Genomic DNA, 20,561 nt, shown 5'->3' on the forward strand with positions numbered 1-20,561 from the left:
CACGCCGCCGGGGCGGGACAGGAACAGGTCACGTCGTGGGCTGCGGGCGCGGGCGCGGCTCAGGACCGGCCCGCCAGGAGCGCATCGATCTCGGCCCGGCTGGGGGCGCGCGCCGGGCCGATGCGGGCCACGGCCTCCGAGGCGGCGGCATTGGCGCGGCGGGCGGCTGCCACCGGGTCCAGGCCGTCCATGAGCCCGACGACGAGGACGCCGGTGTGCGTGTCCCCCGCCCCCGTGGTGTCCACCACCCCGCGGGCGAAGCCCGGGACCTCAACGGCCTGGGAGTCCACCTGCCCCAGCACGCAGCCGTGGATGCCGGTGCGGCGCACCAGCAGGGCCTGGGGGCAGGCGTCCCGCAGCGCCCGGGAGCCGCCGAGCCGGGCGATGAGCCGGGTCATCTCCAGGTCGTTGCCGGTCAGCAGGGAGCAGCGGCGCAGCAGGGGGGTGAGGACGGCGTCGGGGATGTCGGGCTGGACGGGGCCCAGGTCGATGGCCAACCCGACGCCCTCGGGCATGGACAGCAGCCACTCGAACAGGACGGGGCAGCTGGTGGGGTGGGCCAGGTCGTAGCCGGTGGCGTAGACCCAGTCCCCCGCCATGAGGTCGATGCGCTCGAGGTCCTCGCGCTGGGGCTCGGCCTCCACGCCCTCGGTGGTGATGAAGGTGCGCCGGCCGGTGGGCTCGATGAGGGTGGTGCAGGTGCCGATGTCGCCCACGAGCTCCTCGACGAGCAGCTCGACGCCGTCCTGGCGCATGGCCTCGCGCACGCGGGCCGAGTTGGGCCCGGTGCCCAGGGTGGCGGCCAGGGCGGCGGGCAGGCCCTGGCGGGCCACCGCCGAGACCACCGTGTAGCCCCCGCCGACGACGGGGCCCGAGGAGACCCCGGTGATGGCGCCGCCCGGCGCGGGCACCCGCCCCACATGCAGCGGCAGGTCGATGAGGACCGAGCCGGTGGAGATGAAGCAGGCGGGCCGGTGGAGCGTCATCGCGCGGCCGCCCTCAGGCCTCGATGACGACGGGCACGATCATGGGGCGGCGCTTGAGCCTGCGGCCCACGTAGCGCCCCAGGGTGCGGCGCATCACCTGGGCCAGGGAGTGGGAGTCGGCGTTGCCCGAGGCCAGGGCGGCGGCCAGCGACTCGGTGACCTCGGGGAGGATCTCGTCGAAGACGGAGTCGTCCTCGGCCATGCCCCGGGCCTGGATGTGGGGGCCGGCCAGGATGGTGCCGGTCTTGGTCTCCACCACTGCGTAGACCGAGACGAAGCCCTCCTCGGCCAGGATGCGCCGGTCCTTGAGCTCGCTCTCGTCGATCTCCCCCACCGAGGCGCCGTCGACGTAGATGTAGCCGCAGGGGATCTGCCCGGCGATGCGGGCCACCCCGTCCTTGAGGTCCACGGCCACGCCGTCCTCGCACAGCACGACGCGATCGGGGTCGATCCCGGTCTTGACGGCCAGCGCGCCGTTGGCCACCAGGTGGCGGATCTCGCCGTGGATGGGCATGACATTGCGGGGCTGGACGATGTTGTAGACGTGCAGGAGCTCCTCGGAGGAGGCGTGCCCCGAGACATGCACGGTGGCGTTGCCCTGGTGGACCACGCGCGCGCCCAGTCGCATGAGCTGGTTGATGACCCGGAAGACGGAGTTCTCGTTGCCGGGGATGAGGGAGGAGGCGAAGATGACCGTGTCGCCCGGCTCGATGGTGACCGTGCGGTGCTCGGAATGGGCCATGCGGCTGAGGGCCGCCATGGGCTCGCCCTGGCTGCCGGTGACCATGAGGACGCGCTCCTCGGGCGGCAGGGAGGTGACGTCGCGGGGGTCGATGAGGACGCCGTCGGGCACCTTGAGGTGGCCGCGCTCGGCGGCGATGCCCATGTTGCGCACCATGGAGCGCCCCACCAGGGCCACGCGGCGGCCATGGAGGACGGCGGCGTCGAGCACCTGCTGGACGCGGTGGACGTGGCTGGCGAAGGAGGCGACGACGATCTGCCCGTCGGACTCGGCGAAGACCTGGTCCAGCACCGGTCCGATCCTGCTCTCGTGGCCGATCATGCCGGGGACCTCGGCGTTGGTGGAGTCCACGCAGAACAGGTCCACGCCCTCCTCGCCGAAGCGGGCGAAGGATCGCAGGTCAGTGATGCGCCCGTCGATGGGCAGGGAGTCCATCTTGAAGTCGCCGGTGGCCAGGACGCTGCCGGCGCTGGTGCGGATCATGACGGCCATGGCGTCGGGGATGGAGTGGTTGACCGCCACGAACTCCAGGTCGAAGGGCCCGTAGTCGACCCTCTCGTGCTCGGTGACCTGGCGCAGGACGGGGGTGATGCGGTGCTCCTTGAGCTTGGCCTCCACGAAGGCCAGGGTCAGGCCGCTGCCCACCAGGGGGATGTCCTCGCGCAGCCGCAGCAGGTAGGGGACCGCGCCGATGTGGTCCTCGTGCCCGTGGGTCAGGACCAGGGCGACGACGTCGTCGATGCGGTCCTCGATGGAGGAGAAGTCGGGCAGGATGAGGTCGACGCCGGGCTGGTGCTCCTCGGGGAAGAGGACGCCGCAGTCGACGATGAGGAGCTGGGAGTCCAGCTCGAAGACGGTCATGTTGCGCCCCACCTCCCCGAGCCCGCCCAGGGGGGTGATGCGCATGGTGCCCTCGGCGAGGGGCCCGGGTGCCTTGAGTGCGGGAAAGTACGTCACGCGGGCAGTCTAACCAGTGACGGGGGCCGGACCGCCGCGCCCGCGCGGCATCGGGCGCCGCTCTGCGCCCGCGGCGCGGCGGAGGGCCCGGGGCGTCCCGGAGCAGGAGCACGGATCGGGGCCCGAGCCGGTGATGGCTCGGGCCCCGAGATGGTACCCCCAGCCGGATTCGAACCGGCGCCGCCGCCGTGAGAGGGCGGTGTCCTAGGCCGCTAAACGATGGGGGCCTGATGCGGGAGCGATCGCTCCACTGATGGGGAGGACTACCCTGATGGGCCTGCCATCCATCCGTACCCCCAGCCGGATTCGAACCGGCGCCGCCGCCGTGAGAGGGCGGTGTCCTAGGCCGCTAAACGATGGGGGCCTGACACGAGCCGGGCGCCTGACGGCGCACCCGCTCCTGCGTACCCCCAGCCGGATTCGAACCGGCGCCGCCGCCGTGAGAGGGCGGTGTCCTAGGCCGCTAAACGATGGGGGCCAGATATGATGGAGTTGTTCTCCGCTGGGGTACCAGGACTCGAACCTAGAATAACTGAACCAGAATCAGTCGTGTTGCCAATTACACCATACCCCAATGGCATGAGCCCCGGACGGATGCCCGCCGGAAGCAGCGGGAGATAATCTACACGCGCCACCCCGCCCCGCCAAATCCTCAGGGCGTGAGTGCTGACACAGCCACCGGGCCTCCCGGAGGCCGGCGGATGGCCCCCACCGGCCTGCGCGCCTAGAATCCCTCACGACACCCATCTCGACCCTTCCCTCCCGGAGGTCCACGCGACCATGACCACCTCGACGACCGCCTCGAAGCCGCCGACACCCACCCCCGCCCGCCACCGCCGCCCCGGCGCGCTGCGCCTGATGACGGCCGCGGTGTGCCTGACCACCGCCCTGGCCCTGAGCGCCTGCGGCCCCCTGGGCGGCGCCTCGGGCTCCTCGAACTCCTCCACCTCATCGCCGGGCGGCAACGCCGTGGCCAAGCGCACCGACAAGGGCACTCCCGCACCCTCCGCGAGCGCCCCGGCGAGCAGCGGCACCGGGGTCAGGACGAAGGACCCCAAGGACCCCGAGAAGACCCAGGCGGCCAGCCCGAGCCCCAGCCCGACGACCTCCCCCACCTGGTCCGCGCCCAGCATCAAGTTCTACAACGAGGACACCTCGATCTGGTACCAGGACGACGGCGTGGTCAACCTCGACGCCATCGACTCCTCCGGCAATCTCGAGGGCTACCGCACCAACAGCGGCCAGTGCATCGGCTACGTCAGCCGCGAGGCCAGCGAGCGGGTGTGGAGCCTGCGGGGCGATGACGCCATGCTGTCCTCGGTGCTCATCAAGCGCGAGCAGGACGTGTTCTCCGACTACAGCGCCCAGGGGGTCGTGGGGGCCGACTACGTGCGCGACGACGGCGGCACCATGCCGGGCTACGAGCTGGCCTTCACCACCAACATGAAGTACGACGACGGCTCCACCGAGGCGATGGAGGGCTACCGCTTCGCCCGGACCGTGGGCGACTCGGGCTTCCAGTTCGAGGTGATGCTCCTGTGCCGGGCGGGGCACAACCTCACGGTGGACCAGTGGCACACGGTGCTGGCCGGCCTGCGCCTGGAGGGCATCGACGCCAAGGAGATGTAGGCCGGGGAAGCAGGTGCCGGCCCGGCAGCCCGGGCTGCCGGGCCGGCCCGGGCCCGCTCAGCCCAGGCGCTCGCGCAGGGCCCGCAGGCGGGCCAGGCCGGAGGAGGCGCCCAGGATCTCCATGGACTCGAACAGGGGCGGGGAGACCTGCCTGCCGGTGACGGCCACGCGCAGGGGCCCGAAGGCCAGGCGCGGCTTGATGCCCTGCCCCCCAGGCATGCCCTCCCCCTCGACGATGGCCCGGCGCAGGGCCTCCTCCAGGTGGGCGGTGGTCCACTGCTGGGGGCCCAGCGCCTCCAGGGCGGCGATGCCCGCATCCAGGACATCCGCCGCGGAGTCCTTGAGCCTGCCGACTGCCCGCTCGTCGAGGACGAGGTCGGCATCGTCGACGAAGAGGAACCCGAGCATGTCGCGGGCCTCGCGCAGCAGCTGGATGCGGGTCTGGATGAGGGGAGCGGCGGCCTGGAGGATCTCCTGCTCGCGGGCGGACAGCCCGTCGTAGGCGGGCGCGCTCACCAGTGGGGCGGCCTCGGCCTGGCCGCTGGGGTCGGGGAAGGCATCGGCCAGGTAGGGCACGAGGCGGTCGCGGAAGTCCTCGGGGCCCAGCAGGCGGATCTGCTCGGCATTGATGGCCTCGCACTTCTTGGCGTCGAAGCGCGCCGGGTTGGGGTTGACCTCGTGGACGTCGAAGGCGGCGATCATCTCCGCCCCGGAGAAGACGTCGCGGTCGGCGCTGAGCGACCACCCCAGCAGGGCCAGGTAGTTGAGCAGGCCCTCGGGGATCATGCCGCGGTAGCGGTGGATGAGCAGGCTGGACTCGGGATCGCGCTTGGACAGCTTCCTGTTGCCCTCCCCCATGACGTAGGGCAGGTGCCCGAAGGCGGGGATGGCCTGCGCCCGGCCGATATCCATCAGCGCCCGGTACAGGGCGATCTGGCGCGGGGTGGAGGACAGCAGGTCCTCGCCCCGCAGGACGTGGGTGATGCCCATGGCGGCGTCGTCGACGGGGTTGACCAGGGTGTAGAGCGGATCCCCGCCGGCGCGCACCACCACGTAGTCGGGCACCGAGCCGGCCTTGAAGGTGATGGGCCCGCGCACGAGGTCGTCGAAGGTGATGTCCTCATCGGGCATGCGCATGCGCAGCACGGGCCGGCGGCCCTGGGCGCGGTAGGCGTCCTTCTGCTCCTGGGTCAGGTCGCGGTCGTGGCCGTCATAGCCGAGCTTGGGGTCGCGGCCGGCGGCGCGGTGGCGGGCCTCGATCTCCTCGGGGGTGGAGAAGGACTCGTAGAGGTAGCCGGCCTCGACGAGCTCGTCGGCCACCTGCCGGTAGAGGTCCATGCGCTGGGACTGGCGGTAGGGCTCATGCGGGCCGCCGCGGCCCACGCCCTCGTCCCAGTCCAGGCCCAGCCAGGTCAGGGAGTCGATGATGGCCTGGAGGGACTCCTCGGAATCGCGGGCGGCGTCGGTGTCCTCGATGCGGAAGACGAAGGTGCCGCCGGTGTGGCGCGCCCAGGCCCAGTTGAACAGGCAGGTGCGCACGAGCCCCACGTGGGGGGTCCCGGTGGGCGAGGGGCAGAAGCGGACCCGGATCGGGCTGGAGCCGGGGGCGGGGACGGTCTGGGTGGCTGCGGCAGTGGCAGGGGCGGCGTCGTTCATGATGCGCCCAGCCTAGCGGCGGCCCAGGGGAGGAGTGCCCATCGCAATCCCGAGCAGCATGCGCGTGATGGCACTACTGTGATCCCGTCCTCAACCGCCCTGTGCCGCTCCCCACGGCACCCCACCGATGACCGGAGGCTCCTATGCTGCCGCTGCCCCGTACCGCTTCCCCCCTCCTGCCCTGCCCCGTGCCGATCCGCCCGGCGGCGTCGCGGACGCTGCGCGCCGCCCTGGGACTGAGCCTGGCGCTGGCACTCCCGGCCCTGGCCGCCTGCCAGGACCGCGAGGTCGCCGCGACCGCGCCGAGCCCCACCCGGGCCCAGGAGGCCACGGCTGCGCCATCGCCGTCATCGCCGTCGTCCTCGGCGGCGTCGTCCCCATCCCCGGGATCCTCGCAGGACCCCTCGGCCAGTGGCCCGGCCTCCTGGACCTTCCCCATCAATGCCCCCGGGTGGCGCTACACCACCAGGGACCAGAACGGCGTCAACCAGTTCACCAATGATGCGGGGTGCCTCTACACGGTCGGTCAGAACCTCGTCGATGGCCCCACGGCCGGCGACCGCGCGGACACCGAGGCGATCTCGGCGCGGATCGAGTCCTCCTTCGAGCAGCAGTCCGGGGCCACGAATATCGTCTTCACCTCCGAGGACGACGCCACCACCATCAAGACGCCGGGAGGGGAGCCGGTCGAGACGATCCGCAAGGACTGGACCTACACGGTCAACGGGCAGGACTACCAGGGGACCCAGTGGGTGCGCGTCTTCACCGCCAGCCAGACGCCCACGGATATGCGGGTGATGTACGCCTGCCCCGTGGGGGCCTACTCGCAGGTCGAGATGGACAGCCTGCTGAAGGAGACCACCCTGACGGGCGCCTGGCCCCTGGACATGGATGATCCTGCGGCCACGCCCCCGGGGGCCGGGGATGGCCAGGCCTAGGGCCCCGCAGCACGAGGGCAGCACGAGGGCGGCCGCGCCGCTCATGGCATCACCGGGCCCGGGCTCCTAGACTCCCGGCATGCCCGAGCTCATCTCCAGCCCTGATGCCGGCGGCCCACCCGCTCCTGGCGCGCGCGGTGCGGCGCCCTCCCCCGCAGCGATCACGCAGGCCTTCGACGCCCTGACGCCTGAGGTCATGCGGGAGCGCGGCTCGCTGAAATGGACCCGCCACTCCGGCGACGTCATCGGGGCCTGGGTGGCGGAGATGGACCTGGGGACGGCACCCGCCATCACCCGGGTCCTCCAGCGCGCCGTGGCCGAGGGGACCCTGGGCTACATGCCCCCCGGCCTGGCCCAGCAGGCCCGTGAGGAGACGGCCCGCTACCAGGGGCGGGCCTTCGGCTGGCGCGTGGCAGTGGAGGAGGTCAGCCTCCTGCCCGACGTCCTGTCCGCCCTGGGCGCCATCATCGCCCACCACACCCGCGCGGGCTCACCGGTCATCGTCCCCACCCCGGCCTACATGCCCTTCCTGTCGATCCCGGGGCGCCATGGGCGCGAGTGCCTCCAGATCCCGGCCCGGGTGGGCCGCGAGGACGGCTCGCCGCGCTGGGAGCTGGACCTGGAGGCCATCGAATCGGCGATGGTGGCCGGGGCGGGCCTGCTGGTGCTGTGCAACCCGTGGAACCCGGTGGGCCGGGTGCTCTCGGAGGCGGAGCTCGACGCCGTGGCGGCGCTGTCGCAGCGCCACGGGGTGCCGGTCTTCGCCGATGAGATCCACGGCCCCCTGGTCCTGGAGCCGGGCCTGGCGCATATCCCCTACGCCTCGCGGCCGACGGCGGATCCGGACCTGACCTTCACGGCCACGGCGGTCTCCAAGGGCTGGAACATCCCCGGGCTCAGGTGCGCCCAGCTCATCGCCTCAGGCGGGGCGCGGCGGGCCTGGGAGGCGCAGGCCCTCAGCGCCGCCCTGTCGGAGCAGGCGGCGGCCCTGGGGGCGATGGCCGCGGTGGCCGCGCTGCGCGAGGGCCAGGGCTGGCTGGAGCAGGTGCGCTCCTACCTGCGCGCCAATCGCGACCTCGTGCATGAGGGGCTGGCCGACGTGACGGGCCTGGAGATGACGGCGCCCGAGGGCACCTACCTGGCCTGGCTGGACTGCCGGGGCCTGGGGCTTGAGGAGCCGGGCGAGTACTTCCTGCACCACGGGGTGGCGATGAACGAGGGCGCGGCCTTCGGGCGGGACTGGTCGGGCTTCTGCCGGCTCAACCTGGCCACGGGCCGGGCCATCGAGGAGGAGACCCTGCGGCGCATCGTCGCGGCCGCCCGCGCCCGGGCGGCCGCTCAGCGGTAGACGGGCGGGTAGACGGGCGCCCGGGCCGGGCTCAGCGGCGCACGACGGGGTTGGAGAAGGCGCCGATGCCCTCGACGCCGACCTCGATGCGCTGACCGGGGCGCAGCTCGCCCGCGCCCGCGGGGGTGCCGGTGAGGATGACGTCCCCGGGCAGCAGGGTGAAGATGCTGGAGGCGTAGGACACGAGCTCGGCCACGGGGCGGATCATGTCGCGGGTGCTGGCCTCCTGGACCAGGCGGCCGTCGAGGTGGGCGCGCACGACGGCGTCGTCGGGGTTGAAGGCGAGGGCGCCACCGGGCTCGGGGATCTCCAGCCAGGGCCCCAGGGGGCAGGAGGTGTCGAAGGCCTTGCCCCGCACCCACTGGGGCTCGCTGCGCTGGCGGTCGCGGGCGGAGACGTCATTGGCGACGGTGTAGCCCAGGATGACGTCGTCGACCCGCTCGGGCGCGATGTCCTTGGCCAGCGACTTGATGACCACGGCGAGCTCGGCCTCGTAGTGGACCTCGGTGCTCCAGCGGGGCAGGACGATGGGGGCGTCGGGGCCGATGACCGCGGTGTTGGGCTTGAGGAAGACGACGGGCTCGTCCGGGGGCCCGTCCGGGCGGGCCGCGCCTGCGGGGTCGGGGTAGGTGCCGGCGAAGCCCACCACCTTGGAGCGGGGGATGACGGGGGAGAGCAGGCGGGCCTCGGCCAGGTCGACGACCTCACCGGTGGCCTGGGGCGGGGTGAAGAGCGGGTCGCCCTTGAGCACGAGGATGTGGCCCTGCGGCGGGCCGGCCGGTCCGGGGAGGGGAGGCTCCGGGATGGCGGCGGCGACGGCGGTCCCGGTGGCGGGAGGCGTGGGGCCGGGGGTCGCGGGGCTGAAGGAGGCGGGATCGGTGGGGCTGGCCCCGGAGAGCTCGACGATGCCGTAGCGGGGCTCATCGCCGGTGGAGAAGCGAGCGATCTTCATGGGGCAAGGCTATCCCCCGCCGCCGAGGAGGGGACCGAGGGCCCCGGCCCTGGGCGCGCCCGGCGGTTCCTCCACGACGAGGGACCCGTGCGGGGCTGTACCGCGCGCATCGAGCCGGGTCTGGACAGGAACATCTGGTTCGAGGGCACCTTCGGGGTGACGCACGCCCAGGTCACCGCGGGCCTGCGGGACGAGGCCCGCATCAGTGCCGAGGGAGCCTCCCCGCCCAGGCAGCGGATGGCTCCTGGCCCTACACGCTGAGGAATGATCCGGCTGAGGAGACCACCGCAGCCGGCTCGGTGGCCTCCACTGCCTGGTACCTCCTGGCGACCTCAACGCCGCAGGCCATCTGGCCGGAGTGCCGCGCCCCCGGGGCGGGCGCTCCCTGACCGCTGCCGCACTGCTCCACCGCCCCCGGCAGGCGGCCCATCGCGCGGTGCGCCTGCGGTCCCATGGGGCCGGCTCCCCATCTCTCCCCGTCCTCATCCCGGGGCGCTCAGGCCGCATCCGCACTACGCTGTTCTGGAGGCCAGACCATAGGTAGGTGCTCAGTGCCAGCAGCATCCCCGCCTCCTGGAAGGGCCCGCCATGACAGCACCCGATCAGCACCCGATCAGCACCATGGGCGACAGAGGCGCGGGATCGTCGCGATCGCCGTGGCCGCTGCCCTGACCTGTGCCTGCAGTCAGACGGCTCCCTCCGGTCAGAGCGGCGCAACGGCCTCGGGCACCACCCCCGCACCGGCCAGCACGGCCCCCAGCCCTCGGCCGCTGCCTCGGCGAGCACAGCGGCCGAGACGGTCCTGGGGGTCAGCAGGGATCCGGCCACCTGGTCGGTCCCCTTCGATGCGGTCGAGGACCCCTCGCTGGCGCACCTGAAGAGCTATGCCCTGGACCTCATGGTCGACCAGTGCATGTCCGATGCCGGCTTCGAGGACTACGAGATCCTCACCCCGGCCTCGCCGCCTCCCGGATTCCAGAGCGAGGGCAGGATCGAGCCGTTCACCGTCCCCATCGCCCAGGAGCACGGGTACCGGAAGCGGTTCCGGCAGGACTCGGGCAGTGGTGACCCCAGCATCTACGACAGCAAGCCCGAGGCCTTCCATGCGCAGTGGAACGACTGCACGGTCACCAGCCAGATCCAGCTGGATGCCGAGCTCTCCAGTGGCGAGTCCGACGCCGACTGGGACGCTCGGCTCAGCGGCTTCACGGTCGATACCTCGGGCCCCGAGCTCCAGGACGCCGCTGCCCAGTGGCACTCATGCATGGCACCGCAGGGGATCGCCGACCTGCCGGAGCAGCCCTGGACACCCATGTACTTCTCACAGGACATGCCGGCATCGCTGGCGACCAGGTTCGCCGGAGACGCCCTCTGGCCCCCCAGTGCCGAGGAGATCGAGATCGCCACCGCGGATGCCCAGTGCCGGGAGTCCTCGGGCTGGACCTCCCTGCTCTATGAGGCCACCTGGGACCAGCAGGCCGCCTTCCTGGAGAGCCACAAGGCGGAGGTCGACGCGCGCCTGGCGCACAACGCGGCCCAGACCGAGAAGGTCCGCGCCGTCATCCGCGATCATGGCGGGCAGGTCTAGTTGTCTAGTTGTCCGTCCTCGTGACGTCGTCAACGGGGCCGGTCGGTGGGGCCCAGGGCAGGCTGGAGCAGGTGCTCCGGGAGGGCCAGGGGCCGGGAGGGCGGTGTGGCTGCAGGCCGGGCGTCACTTCGCGACAAGCGCGTCACTTCGCGACGTGGACGGTACTTGTAGGTGTCGCTCTTTCCGCGAAGTGACGCCTCCGTCGCGAAGTGACGTCCAACTGCATCGCAGTCCACCACCGCCCTGGCCCACTGCCAGCCTGGGGCACTGCCCCCGGGGCACGGCACTCCCCCGAGCACAGGCCCGGCCCAGCCGGCCCAACCGATCCGGCGGCCCACTCCCAGGGCGCGCTGGGATACCAGGGGCCGGCGCCGTGAGGGCCAGTGGGCGACTGGAGGATGCGCCCGGGAGCCCTGCGGCCCGGGCGGCGATGGAACCGCGCTCAGGCCCGGGCGGCCTCTCCCCCGGCGCCCTCGGTGGAGCCCGCCCCAGCGGTGCTCGCCGCTGCGGCCCCGCGGTGGGCGGCGCCGTCGGCGGCCCAGACATCGCCGGGCAGGGCTCCGGGCAGGTAGGGGTTGTCGGTGGCGATGAAGCGGATCTCGCTCTGACGGCCCTCGCGCACGGCCCGGTTCTGGGCCTCCCAGTCGCGCAGGGCGCCCAGGGCCCACTTGCCCAGCAGGGCGATGGCCACGATGTTGATGATCGCCATGAGCCCCATGGCCACATCCGACAGGTTCCACACGAACTTCAGCTCGGCCACGGAGCCGACGAAGGCCGCCACGAGGATCATCACCCGCAGACCGGTGTGCCAGGCCCGGCTCGCCGCTCCCCCGCGCAGGAAGTCGATATTGATCTCGGCGTAGGTGAAGTTGCCCAGCAGGGAGGAGTAGGCGAAGACGAAGACGACCGCCACCATGAGGTTGGCCGACCAGGGCCCCAGGACCTCGGCCACCGAGGTCGAGGTCAGGGAGCCGGCAGCGTCCTCGGCCGCCAAGGGATCCAGGGCGGCCCGCGCCGGGTCGTAGACACCGGAGAGCAGGACGATGAGCGCCGTCGCGGTGCACACGATGATCGTGTCGACGAACACTCCTAGGGACTGGATGAAGCCCTGGTGCACGGGGTGGGAGGTGGTGGCCGTCGCGGCCACGTTGGGCACGGAGCCCTGACCCGCCTCATTGGAGAAAAGGCCCCTCTTGATGCCGTTGATGGCCGCGGCGTAAAGGCCCCCGGCGATGCCGTAGAAGGCCTCCTCCATGCCGAGGGCGCCCTCGATGATCGAGACCAGGGCCCCGGGGATGGCGTCCAGGTTGAGCACCAGCACCACCAGCGCCAGGAGCGCGTAGACCATGGCCATGATCGGCGCCATCCACTCGGTGACCCGTGCCACAAGCCGGATCCCGTTGAAGATGATGGGGCCGGTCATCAGGACCAGGAAGACGGCGGTGATCCAGGGGGAGATGTTGAAGGTGGACTTCAGCGCCGTGGAGATGGCGTTGGCCTGGGTGGCCTCATAGGCGAAGCCGAAGACGAAGGTGATGACGACGGCGAAGATGCTCGCCCACGCCTTGGACCCCAGGCCCCGCAGGATGTAGTAGGCCGGCCCGCCGCGGAAGGTGCCGTCGGGGCTGGGGATCTTGTACATCTGGGCCAGGGTGGACTCCACGAAGCCGGTGGCCATGCCCACCAGGGCCACCACCCACATCCAGAACACGGCACCGGGCCCGCCCATGGTGATGGCGATCGCCACGCCGATGATGTTGCCGGTCCCCACGCGGCTGGCAATGCCCACGGCGAAGGCCTGGAAGGGGGAGATCCCCTCATGGGCGGCAGAGCGGGAGACCAGGATCGTCCTGACCATATTGGGGAAGTGGCGCAGCTGGACCCCGCCCGTGCGGACCGTGAAGTAGATGCCGATCGCGACCAGCAGCCAGGCCAGCAGCCCCCCGTACAGCTTGTCGCTGAAACTGCCCAGCGCTTCGGTCGCAGGGGTGAGAACCGAGTCGACCGCATCGGTCAGCTGGTCGAGGACGCCGGTACGGGTCTGGGGGGCGCTCGAGGGAGTCATGGGCATCGTGCCTCCGGGTCGGACAAGCATGCGCGCGTCGTGATCCTCCATGCCTCCGCCCTCCTCCGCGAGAAGCAGGAGCATCGTGCCTGCCAGTGCGGGCACGGTGAGCAGCAGACGCCCAGGGATCACACCACGAGCGCTGGAACCCGAGCAGGCTACGGTCCGCCGTGTTTCGATGAGGTGACAGTGGAGATCACAGGCGCGCAGGTGGCTGCCACCACGCCGTCGCGCACCGCGGCCCGTCGGCCCCGCCCTCAGGGCCGGTGGCTGCGCGGCCAGGCCTCGGTGCTCAGCTCGGCGGGCAGGTGGGGGGAGTCGGCGTGGAAGACGGGGCCCTCAGTCCTCACCTGAGCCCTGGCGCCCTCAGCGCTGCCGCTCTCCCCCACTCCCCGCGCGGCACGCCGCGTCTGCGCCTCCCAGTCCCGCAGGGCCCCCACCACCCACCTGCTGAGCACCAGGATGGCCACCAGGTTGAGGATGGCGCCCAGGCCCAGCAGGATGTCCGCCAGGGTCCACACCGTTGTCAGAGCCTGGAGGCTGCCGACGGCGGCGCAGGCCACCGCCGAGAGCTGCAGGGCCCGGGAGGCCCAGGGCCGGTCGGTGAGGTAGTCCAGGCAGACCTGGGCGTAGGAGAAGGCGCCGATGATGGTGGTGTAGGCCAGGACCACGACGAGCACCGCCATGGGCCAGCGGCTCCACTGGCCCACCAGATGGGCGATGGCGTCCTGGGTGAGGGTGCCCGCGGCCTCGGCGGGGGTCGTGCCCGGGGCGTAGACGCCCGGCCCGGCCACGAGGATCGCCAGGGCGGTGGCGGTGCAGATGAGGAGGGTGTCGACCACCACCCCGAAGGCCTGGATGAAGCCCTGCTGGACGGGGTGGGACACCGTGGCCGACCCGGCGGCGCAGGCCGCCCCGCCCAGGCCGGCCTCATTGGAGAACAGGCCGCGGCGCACCCCGTTGAGCATGGCGGCGAACAGGCCCCCGGCCAGGCCGGCCAGGCCCGGGCGCAGGCCCAGGGCGCCGGCGAGGATGGATGTCATGGCCTCCCCGGCCTGGGCCGGGTGGGTCAGCAGGATGACCAGGACGAGCGCCATGTAGGCCAGGGCCATCACCGGTGCGAGATACTCCGCCACACTGGCCATCGTGCGCAGCCCGCCCAGCAGCACGGGGGCCGTGAGGGCCACGACGAGCAGCGCCCCCATGGCGGGGCTGACATGCCCGGCGGCACCCAGGGAGGCGGTGATGGCATTGGCCTGCACCATGGGCATGGCCAGCCCGTTGGCCACCATGAAGACCACGGCGAAGACGGTCCCCAGGGCGGGCAGGCGCAGCCCCCGGGCGATGTAGTAGGCGGGGCCTCCCCTGAAGGAGCCGTCGGGGCGGCGGACCTTGAAGACCTGGGCGAGGGTGGACTCGCTGAAGGCCGTGGCCGTGCCCACCACGGCCACCAGCCACATCCACAGCACCGCTCCGGGGCCGCCCAGGATGAGGGCCAGGGCCACCCCCACGATATTGCCCGTCCCCACCCGGCTGGCCAGCCCGACGGCGAAGGCCTGGAAGGAGCTGATGCCCCCCTGCGCCCCCGAGCGCGAGCCCCTCACGGCGCTGAGGATGCCGGCCGCGTGGCGGAGCTGGACGGTTCGGGTGCGCACGGTCAGGTAGGCGCCTGCCGCCATGAGCAGGACGACGAGCACCCAGGAGAACAGGATGTCCGAGACGGTGGTGAGGATCTCGCTGATAGACGGCATGGCTGCTCCAGCAGGGGTGGCGGTCAGTGGTCGTGGGCTCGCGGTGCCGGGGCCCTACCCGCGGTCGGGGCCGCCCCGGTGAGCCGCCTGCTGCGCACCGGGCTGCTGCCCATCCGCCTCCCAGATGCCGGGGACGACGTCGCCGGGCAGATGAGGGTTGGAGTGGCCGACGAAGACCGGCTCCTGGCCGCGGGAGCGCTGGGCCTCGAAGTCCCGCAGCGCCCCGAGCACCCAGGGCGTCAGGCGCACGATGACCACGAGGTTGAGCAGGCCCAGCAGGCCCAGGGCGATATCGGTCAGGGCCCACACGATCGGCAGGCTCAGCACGCAGCCGGCGAAGGCCGCGGCGGTGAGCACCAGGCCGAAGAGCTGCTCGGCCCTGTGCTCCCCGCCCAGGAAGTTGACGTTGACCTGGGCGTAGGAGTAGCAGCCCAGCACCGTGGAGAAGACCAGGACGAAGATGAGCACCACCATGGGCCAGGTGGTCCAGGCCCCCAGGTGCTCCACCACCGCCTGCTGGGTCAGGACCGCCCCCTCCAGGGAGGCGTTGCCGGGCTGGTAGGTGTCAGTGGCCAACAGGATGAGCAGGCCGGTGGCGGTGCACACCAGGATCGTGTCGATGAAGACGCCGAAGGACTGGATGAGGCCCTGGCGCACCGGATGGGCCACCGTGGCGGTGCCCGCGGCGTTGGGCACGGTGCCCAGGCCCGCCTCGTTGGAGAACAGGCCGCGGCGCACGCCGTTGAGGACGGCGGCCAGGACACCGCCGGCAACCCCGAACAGGGCCTGGTCAACGCCGAAGGCGCCCAGGACCACGTCGCGCAGAACCCCGGGCAGATCCCCCAGGTGCAGCAGGAGGATCACCGCGGTGGCCAGCACGTAGACCAGGGCCATGATCGGCGCCAGCCACTCGGTGACGCGGGCCACCGACTTCAATCCTCCCAGGACCACCGGCCCGGTGAGCATCACCAGGAAGACCCCCACCATCCAGGGCTTGACGTCGCTGACCGTGGCGGTGATGACGCCGGCCAGGGAATTGGTCTGGACCATCACCACGGTCACCCCCACCGAGATGATGCACATGGCGGCGAAGACCCGGCCCCAGGCGCGCGAGCCCAGCCCGTTCTTGATGTAGTAGGCCGGACCGCCGCGGAAGGTGAAGTCGCGCCCGCGCTCCTTGAAGATCTGGGCCAGGGTGGACTCCACGAAGCTGGTGGCCATGCCGATGAGGGCCACCACCCACATCCAGAACAGGGCGCCGGGGCCGCCTGCGACCACCGCCAGGGCCACCCCGGCGATGTTGCCGATGCCCACGCGGGCCGCCAGCCCCACGGCGAAGGCCTGGAAGGAGGAGATCCCCCCGTTGGCCCCGGCCCGCGAGGTGGTGATCGAGCGGACCATGGAGCCGAAGTGGCGCGCCTGGACCGCCCCGGAGCGGGCAGTCAGGTAGAGGCCCACGGCCACCAGGACGGCCGCCAGCAGGTAGGTGTAGAACCAGTCATCGATGCGCAGGAGCCAGTCCTGGACGCTGGTGAGGGTCATGGGCGGGCCTCCATCGTCGTCGGCTCTTGAGCGGGCGGCCCCGCAGCGGCCCAGACATCTCCGGGCAGATCAGCGGGGAGGTACGGGTTGTCGGTGGACACGAGGACCGGATCGGCGATGCCCGCCCGGCGCTGGGCCTCCCAGTCCCGCAGGGCGCCCACGCCCCAGCGGGCCAGGGCCAGCAGGGCCACCAGGTTGGTCACGGTCATGAGCGCCATGGTGATGTCCACGGTGTTCCACACCACCGTCAGGGTGGCCAGCGCCCCCAGGCCGGTGGAGGCCACCGAGACCAGGCGGGGCAGCCAGCGCCAGCGCGGGTCGGGGCTGATGAAGGTCATCGAGACCTCCGAGTAGGTGGCGGCGGCGATGATCGAGGAGTAGGCCAGCACGAAGATGAGGACCGCCATGGGCGCCGCCGTCCACCCGCCCAGGACCGCGGCGACGGCGTCGGAGGTCAGGGTGGCGGCGGCCTCGGGGGTCAGGGTGCCGGCGGCGGTGGCGGCCGGGCTGTAGACCCCCGAGACCAGGATGATGAAGGCGGTGGCCGTGCACACGACGATGGTGTCCACGAAGACCCCCAGGGACTGGATGAGCCCCTGCTGGACGGGGTGGGCCACCGTGGCGGTGGCCGCGGCGAAGGGCGCGGTTCCCTGCCCGGCCTCGTTGGAGAACAGGCCGCGCTTGGTGCCGTTGATGAGGGCCGCCAGGATCCCCCCGGTCACTCCCCCGGCGAAGGGCTGGGGGCCGAAGGCCGAGGTGATGATCGTCCACAGGACGGCGCCGAGCTCGGTCAGGTGCAGGCAGACGATGATCAGGGCCAGCAGCATGTAGATGAGGGCCATGATCGGGCTCATCCATTCGGTGACGCGGGCCACTCGCCGCACCCCTCCCAGGATGACCAGCGCCGAGAGCCCCACCAGGACCGCGGCGGCGGCCCCCTGCGACAGGCCCAGGGGCGAGGCGGGGCCGATGACCCCGGCCACCGCGTTGGCCTGGACCATGATGATGGAGAAGCCGCAGGTGAAGATCGTCAGGGCCGCGAAGGCCACGCCCAGGGGCCGCGAGCGCATGCCGCGGGCCATGTAGTAGGCGGGCCCGCCCCTGAAGGAGCCGTCGGCGTGGCGGGTCTTGAACAGCTGGGCCAGGGTGGCCTCGAAGAAGGCGGTGGCCATGCCCACCAGTGCCACCATCCACATCCAGAAGATGGCGCCGGGGCCTCCCAGGATGAGGGCCGCGGCCACGCCGAAGACGTTCCCGATGCCCACACGGGCGGCCAGGGAGATGGTGAAGGCCTGGAAGGAGGAGATGCCGCCGCCCGCGCCGCTGCGCGAGCCGGCCACCTGGCGGACCATGGCGGGCAGGTGGCGCAGCTGGACGCCGCGGGTGGCGATGGTCAGCACGATGCCGGTGCCCACGAGCACCCACATGGTGATGTGCAGGGTGATCCAGTCGGAGATGCTCTGAAGCTGCTGGGCGAGGGCGTCCATGGCGGTCTTTCACGATGGGATACGTGGAACGCCCCGCATGCTCTCATGAGTTGGGACGGGCGCGCACCAGAGGGCCGGATGGTGGCCCGTGAGACGATGGGCCCATGACCGCCCCGGCTCTCAACGCGATGCTCGACGCCCTCATCCCGGCCGATGACCCCGGCCTGATCCCTGAGCCCGAGGATGTCTACCTGGCCTTCTCCCAGTGGGCGCAGGACACCGGCCGCCCCCTCTACCCCCATCAGGATGAGGCGCTCAGCGAGATCCTGCAGGGCCGCCACGTCATCGCCGCGACCCCCACCGGCTCGGGCAAGTCGATGATCGCCCTGGCGGCCCACACCGTCTCGCTGGCCCGCGGGGGCCGCTCCTACTACACGGCCCCGCTCAAGGCCCTGGTCAGTGAGAAGTTCTTCGAGCTGGTGGGGCTGTTCGGGGCGGGGAACGTCGGCATGGTCACTGGGGACACCTCGATCAATGCGGGCGCCCCCGTCATCTGCTGCACCGCGGAGATCCTGGCCAACCAGTCGCTGCGCGAGGGCGGGGCGATGGACGTGGACTGCGTGATCATGGACGAGTTCCACTACTACGCCGACCCCCAGCGCGGCTGGGCCTGGCAGGTCCCGCTCCTGGAGCTGCCCCAGGCGCAGATGGTCCTGATGTCGGCGACCCTGGGGGATGTCGCCTTCCTCGCACGGGACCTGGGCGAGCGCACCGGGCGCGAGGTCGCCGTCGTCGACGACGCCGTGCGGCCGGTCCCCCTGGAGATGGACTACAGCGTGGAGCCCATCGGCGAGCTGCTCCAGCGCCTGGTGGGGCAGGACAAGGCCCCGGTCTACGTCGTCCACTTCTCCCAGAAGGAGGCCATTGAGCGGGCCACGGCGCTGCTGAGCGTGGACCTGATCCCCAAGTCCCGCAAGGAGGGGATCGCCGCCGCCCTGGGGGACTTCCGCTTCGGCGGGGGCTTCGGCGCCACCCTGTCGCGACTGCTGCGCTCGGGCATCGGGGTGCACCATGCCGGGATGCTGCCGCGCTACCGCAGGCTCGTGGAGCGCCTGGCGCGCCAGGGGGCGCTGGCCGTCATCTGCGGGACCGACACCCTGGGGGTGGGGATCAATGTGCCGATCCGCTCAGTGGTGCTCACCTCCCTGGTGAAGTTCGACGGCGCCAAGGAGCGCCATCTCACGGCCCGTGAGTTCCACCAGATCGCGGGCCGGGCCGGGCGCGCCGGCTTCGACACCCGGGGCTTCGTGGAGGTCCAGGCCCCCGAGCACGTCATCGAGAACGCCAAGGCCCTGGCCAAGGCCGGGGATGATGAGCGCAAGCGCCGCAGGATCGTGCGCAAGAAGGCCCCCGAGGGGCGGGTCAACTGGACGGATAGGACCTTCGAGCGCCTGCGCGACGCCGCTCCCGAGACCCTCACCAGCCAGTTCCAGGTGACCACGACCATGGTCCTGAGCCTCATGGAGCGGCCGGGCGACCCCGTGGCCCACATGGCCGGCCTGCTGGAGCGGGCCCACCTGCCCCAGGCCGAGCGCCGCTCCCAGGTGCGCCGGGCCCTGGAGATCTACCGCTCCCTGCGCACGGCGGGGGTGGTCGAGCACGTCTCCTCCGCCGTCGCGGCCGCCGATGGCCGCCCCCGCCTGCGCCTGGCCGTGGACCTGCCCGACGACTTCGCCCTCAACCAGCCGCTGGCGCCCTTCGCCCTGGCGGCCATGGACCTGCTGGGCGTGGACTCCCCCGAGCACACCGTCGATGTGGTCAGCGTGGTGGAGGCCACCTTGGATGATCCGCGCCCGGTGCTCTACGCCCAGCAGAGGGCGGCGCGCGGTGAGGCGGTGGCCGTGATGAAGGCCGAGGGCATGGACTACGAGGAGCGCATGGCGGCCCTGGAGGAGGTCACCTGGCCCCGGCCGCTGGCCGAGCTGCTGGCCCCGGCCCTGGAGATGTACCGGCAGTCCAACCCCTGGGTGGCCGACTACGAGCTGAGCCCGAAGTCAGTGGTGCGCGAGATGGTGGAGAACGCCATGACCTTCTCCGACCTGGTCTCGCGCTATGAGCTGGGGCGCAGTGAGGGCGTCATCCTGCGCTACCTCACCGACGCCTACCGGGCGCTGCGCCAGGTGGTGCCCGAGGAGCACCGCACCCCCGAGGTGGTCGAGCTCATCGACTGGCTGGGTGGCCTGGTGCGGGCGGTGGACTCCTCCCTGCTCGATGAGTGGGAGGCCCTGGGCGCGGCGCAGTCGGGCCGCGCCCAGGAGGGTGCGGCGCTGCTGGGGGCCGACCGCCCGGGCGCCGACGACTCCCTGGGCGTGGAGCGGGCCTTCGGGGCCGATGAGGAGGGCCGGGTGGCCCTGACCCGCAACCGGCACGCCTTCCGGGTGGCGGTGCGCCGGGAGATGTTCCGCCGCGTCGAGCTCATGGCCCGTGACGACGTCGAGGCCCTGGGGCGCCTGGACGCCTCCTCCGGCTGGGGGCAGGAGCGCTGGGACGGGGCCCTGGGCGACTACTGGGAGGAGTACGACTGGATCGGCACGGACACCGCGGCCCGGGCGGCCTCCCTGGCGCCGCTGGATGAGGAGCCCGACGAGCAGGCCCTGGCGGCAGCGGGGGTCTCCGAGCGCCTGCGCGGGGCCCTGGCCTCCCAGGGCAGGAGGGTGTGGCTGGCCACGCAGATCATCGAGGATCCCGACGGCGACCATGACTGGAGGCTGGTGGCCCTGGTGGACCTGGAGGCCTCGGATCGCGAGGACCGGCCCGTCCTGCGGCTGCTGAGCGTCGGCCCGCAGTCCTAGCTGTTCTTCCTCGTGAGGTTGTGAACGCGTTGTGAGGGGGTTTGGCCTGCGATGCCTGTGTGGGGTCGGTGGTGATTGTAGTGGTGGAGCCACTGGTCGTAGGCCTGTTCGCGTTCGGTCTCGCTGGT

At 72.0% G+C, this 20,561-nt stretch carries 15 protein-coding genes and 4 tRNA genes; 5 read left to right on the plus strand and 14 right to left on the minus strand.

The genetic code is table 11. The features are described 5' to 3' along the window. Nucleotides 1-59: 59 nt before the first annotated feature. The 6 genes from J5X07_RS05700 to J5X07_RS05725 form a co-directional block, all read right to left on the minus strand. Complete coding sequence (locus J5X07_RS05700) at nt 60-986, minus strand: PfkB family carbohydrate kinase (RefSeq protein WP_208478949.1); 927 nt, start codon at nt 984-986, stop codon at nt 60-62. A 13-nt stretch (nt 987-999) separates the two neighbouring features. Further along, entirely contained in the window at nt 1,000-2,634 is a 1,635-nt protein-coding gene (locus J5X07_RS05705) for a ribonuclease J (protein ID WP_124933517.1), read from the minus strand. A 202-nt stretch (nt 2,635-2,836) separates the two neighbouring features. Continuing rightward, a tRNA-Glu gene (locus J5X07_RS05710) sits at nt 2,837-2,912 on the minus strand. A gap of 64 nt (nt 2,913-2,976) precedes the next feature. Continuing rightward, nucleotides 2,977-3,049: transfer RNA gene (locus J5X07_RS05715), tRNA-Glu, on the minus strand. A 41-nt stretch (nt 3,050-3,090) separates the two neighbouring features. Further along, a tRNA-Glu gene (locus tag J5X07_RS05720) sits at nt 3,091-3,163 on the minus strand. A gap of 24 nt (nt 3,164-3,187) precedes the next feature. Then, nucleotides 3,188-3,259: transfer RNA gene (locus J5X07_RS05725), tRNA-Gln, on the minus strand. Between the two features lie 206 nt (nt 3,260-3,465). On the opposite strand from J5X07_RS05725, the gene J5X07_RS05730 reads away from it, so the two are divergent. Continuing rightward, complete coding sequence (locus tag J5X07_RS05730) at nt 3,466-4,314, plus strand: hypothetical protein (protein WP_208478950.1); 849 nt, start codon at nt 3,466-3,468, stop codon at nt 4,312-4,314. A gap of 57 nt (nt 4,315-4,371) precedes the next feature. Here J5X07_RS05730 and gltX read toward each other — a convergent pair whose 3' ends face one another. After that, nucleotides 4,372-5,970 (minus strand): glutamate--tRNA ligase, encoded by a 1,599-nt coding sequence (gltX, locus tag J5X07_RS05735; RefSeq protein WP_208478951.1) that lies wholly within the window; start codon nt 5,968-5,970, stop codon nt 4,372-4,374. A 143-nt stretch (nt 5,971-6,113) separates the two neighbouring features. Here gltX and J5X07_RS05740 point away from each other — a divergent pair, with 143 nt between their 5' ends. Both J5X07_RS05740 and J5X07_RS05745 read left to right on the plus strand, forming a co-directional pair. Then, a complete protein-coding gene (locus J5X07_RS05740; protein ID WP_208478952.1) occupies nt 6,114-6,908 on the plus strand; it encodes a hypothetical protein in 795 nt (264 codons plus the stop codon). 79 nt (nt 6,909-6,987) lie between these two features. Next, on the plus strand, nt 6,988-8,256 hold the full coding sequence (locus J5X07_RS05745; RefSeq protein WP_208478953.1) for a MalY/PatB family protein: 1,269 nt from the start codon (nt 6,988-6,990) through the stop codon (nt 8,254-8,256). Nucleotides 8,257-8,287: 31 nt separating this feature from the next. Here the strand turns inward: J5X07_RS05745 and J5X07_RS05750 are convergent, their stop codons facing one another. Then, nucleotides 8,288-9,208 carry a fumarylacetoacetate hydrolase family protein gene (locus J5X07_RS05750; protein ID WP_208478954.1) on the minus strand — a complete coding sequence of 307 codons (921 nt, stop codon included), beginning with the start codon at nt 9,206-9,208 and terminating at the stop codon, nt 8,288-8,290. Between the two features lie 250 nt (nt 9,209-9,458). Continuing rightward, nucleotides 9,459-9,662, minus strand: coding sequence for a hypothetical protein (locus tag J5X07_RS05755; RefSeq protein WP_208478955.1), 204 nt, complete (start codon nt 9,660-9,662; stop codon nt 9,459-9,461). Nucleotides 9,663-10,106: 444 nt separating this feature from the next. On the opposite strand from J5X07_RS05755, the gene J5X07_RS05760 reads away from it, so the two are divergent. Further along, complete coding sequence (locus J5X07_RS05760) at nt 10,107-10,796, plus strand: hypothetical protein (RefSeq protein ID WP_208478956.1); 690 nt, start codon at nt 10,107-10,109, stop codon at nt 10,794-10,796. A 442-nt stretch (nt 10,797-11,238) separates the two neighbouring features. On the opposite strand, the gene J5X07_RS05765 is transcribed toward J5X07_RS05760, so the two are convergent. The 4 genes from J5X07_RS05765 to J5X07_RS05780 form a co-directional block, all read right to left on the minus strand. Beyond that, nucleotides 11,239-12,861, minus strand: a complete 1,623-nt coding sequence (locus tag J5X07_RS05765; RefSeq protein WP_208478957.1) for an alanine/glycine:cation symporter family protein — start codon at nt 12,859-12,861, stop codon at nt 11,239-11,241. 257 nt (nt 12,862-13,118) lie between these two features. After that, the gene (locus tag J5X07_RS05770; RefSeq protein WP_208478958.1) at nt 13,119-14,612 is read right to left on the minus strand and encodes an alanine/glycine:cation symporter family protein; all 1,494 of its coding nucleotides are present in this window, start codon (nt 14,610-14,612) and stop codon (nt 13,119-13,121) included. Nucleotides 14,613-14,666: 54 nt separating this feature from the next. After that, nucleotides 14,667-16,154 (minus strand): alanine/glycine:cation symporter family protein, encoded by a 1,488-nt coding sequence (locus J5X07_RS05775; RefSeq protein ID WP_208478959.1) that lies wholly within the window; start codon nt 16,152-16,154, stop codon nt 14,667-14,669. Further along, entirely contained in the window at nt 16,151-17,641 is a 1,491-nt protein-coding gene (locus tag J5X07_RS05780) for an alanine/glycine:cation symporter family protein (RefSeq protein WP_124933442.1), read from the minus strand. Before J5X07_RS05780 ends, J5X07_RS05775 begins: the two co-directional genes overlap by 4 nt. 104 nt (nt 17,642-17,745) lie before the next feature. Here J5X07_RS05780 and J5X07_RS05785 point away from each other — a divergent pair, with 104 nt between their 5' ends. Continuing rightward, on the plus strand, nt 17,746-20,433 hold the full coding sequence (locus tag J5X07_RS05785) for a DEAD/DEAH box helicase (protein WP_208478960.1): 2,688 nt from the start codon (nt 17,746-17,748) through the stop codon (nt 20,431-20,433). Here the strand turns inward: J5X07_RS05785 and J5X07_RS05790 are convergent. Further along, nucleotides 20,430-20,561, minus strand: a 132-nt coding sequence (locus J5X07_RS05790; protein WP_208478972.1) for an integrase core domain-containing protein, incomplete at its 5' end; no start/stop codon positions are given. The two genes, J5X07_RS05785 and J5X07_RS05790, sit on opposite strands and share 4 nt — an antisense overlap.

The sequence above is a fragment of the Actinomyces bowdenii genome, assembly GCF_017592395.1.
Taxonomy (GTDB): domain Bacteria; phylum Actinomycetota; class Actinomycetes; order Actinomycetales; family Actinomycetaceae; genus Actinomyces; species Actinomyces bowdenii.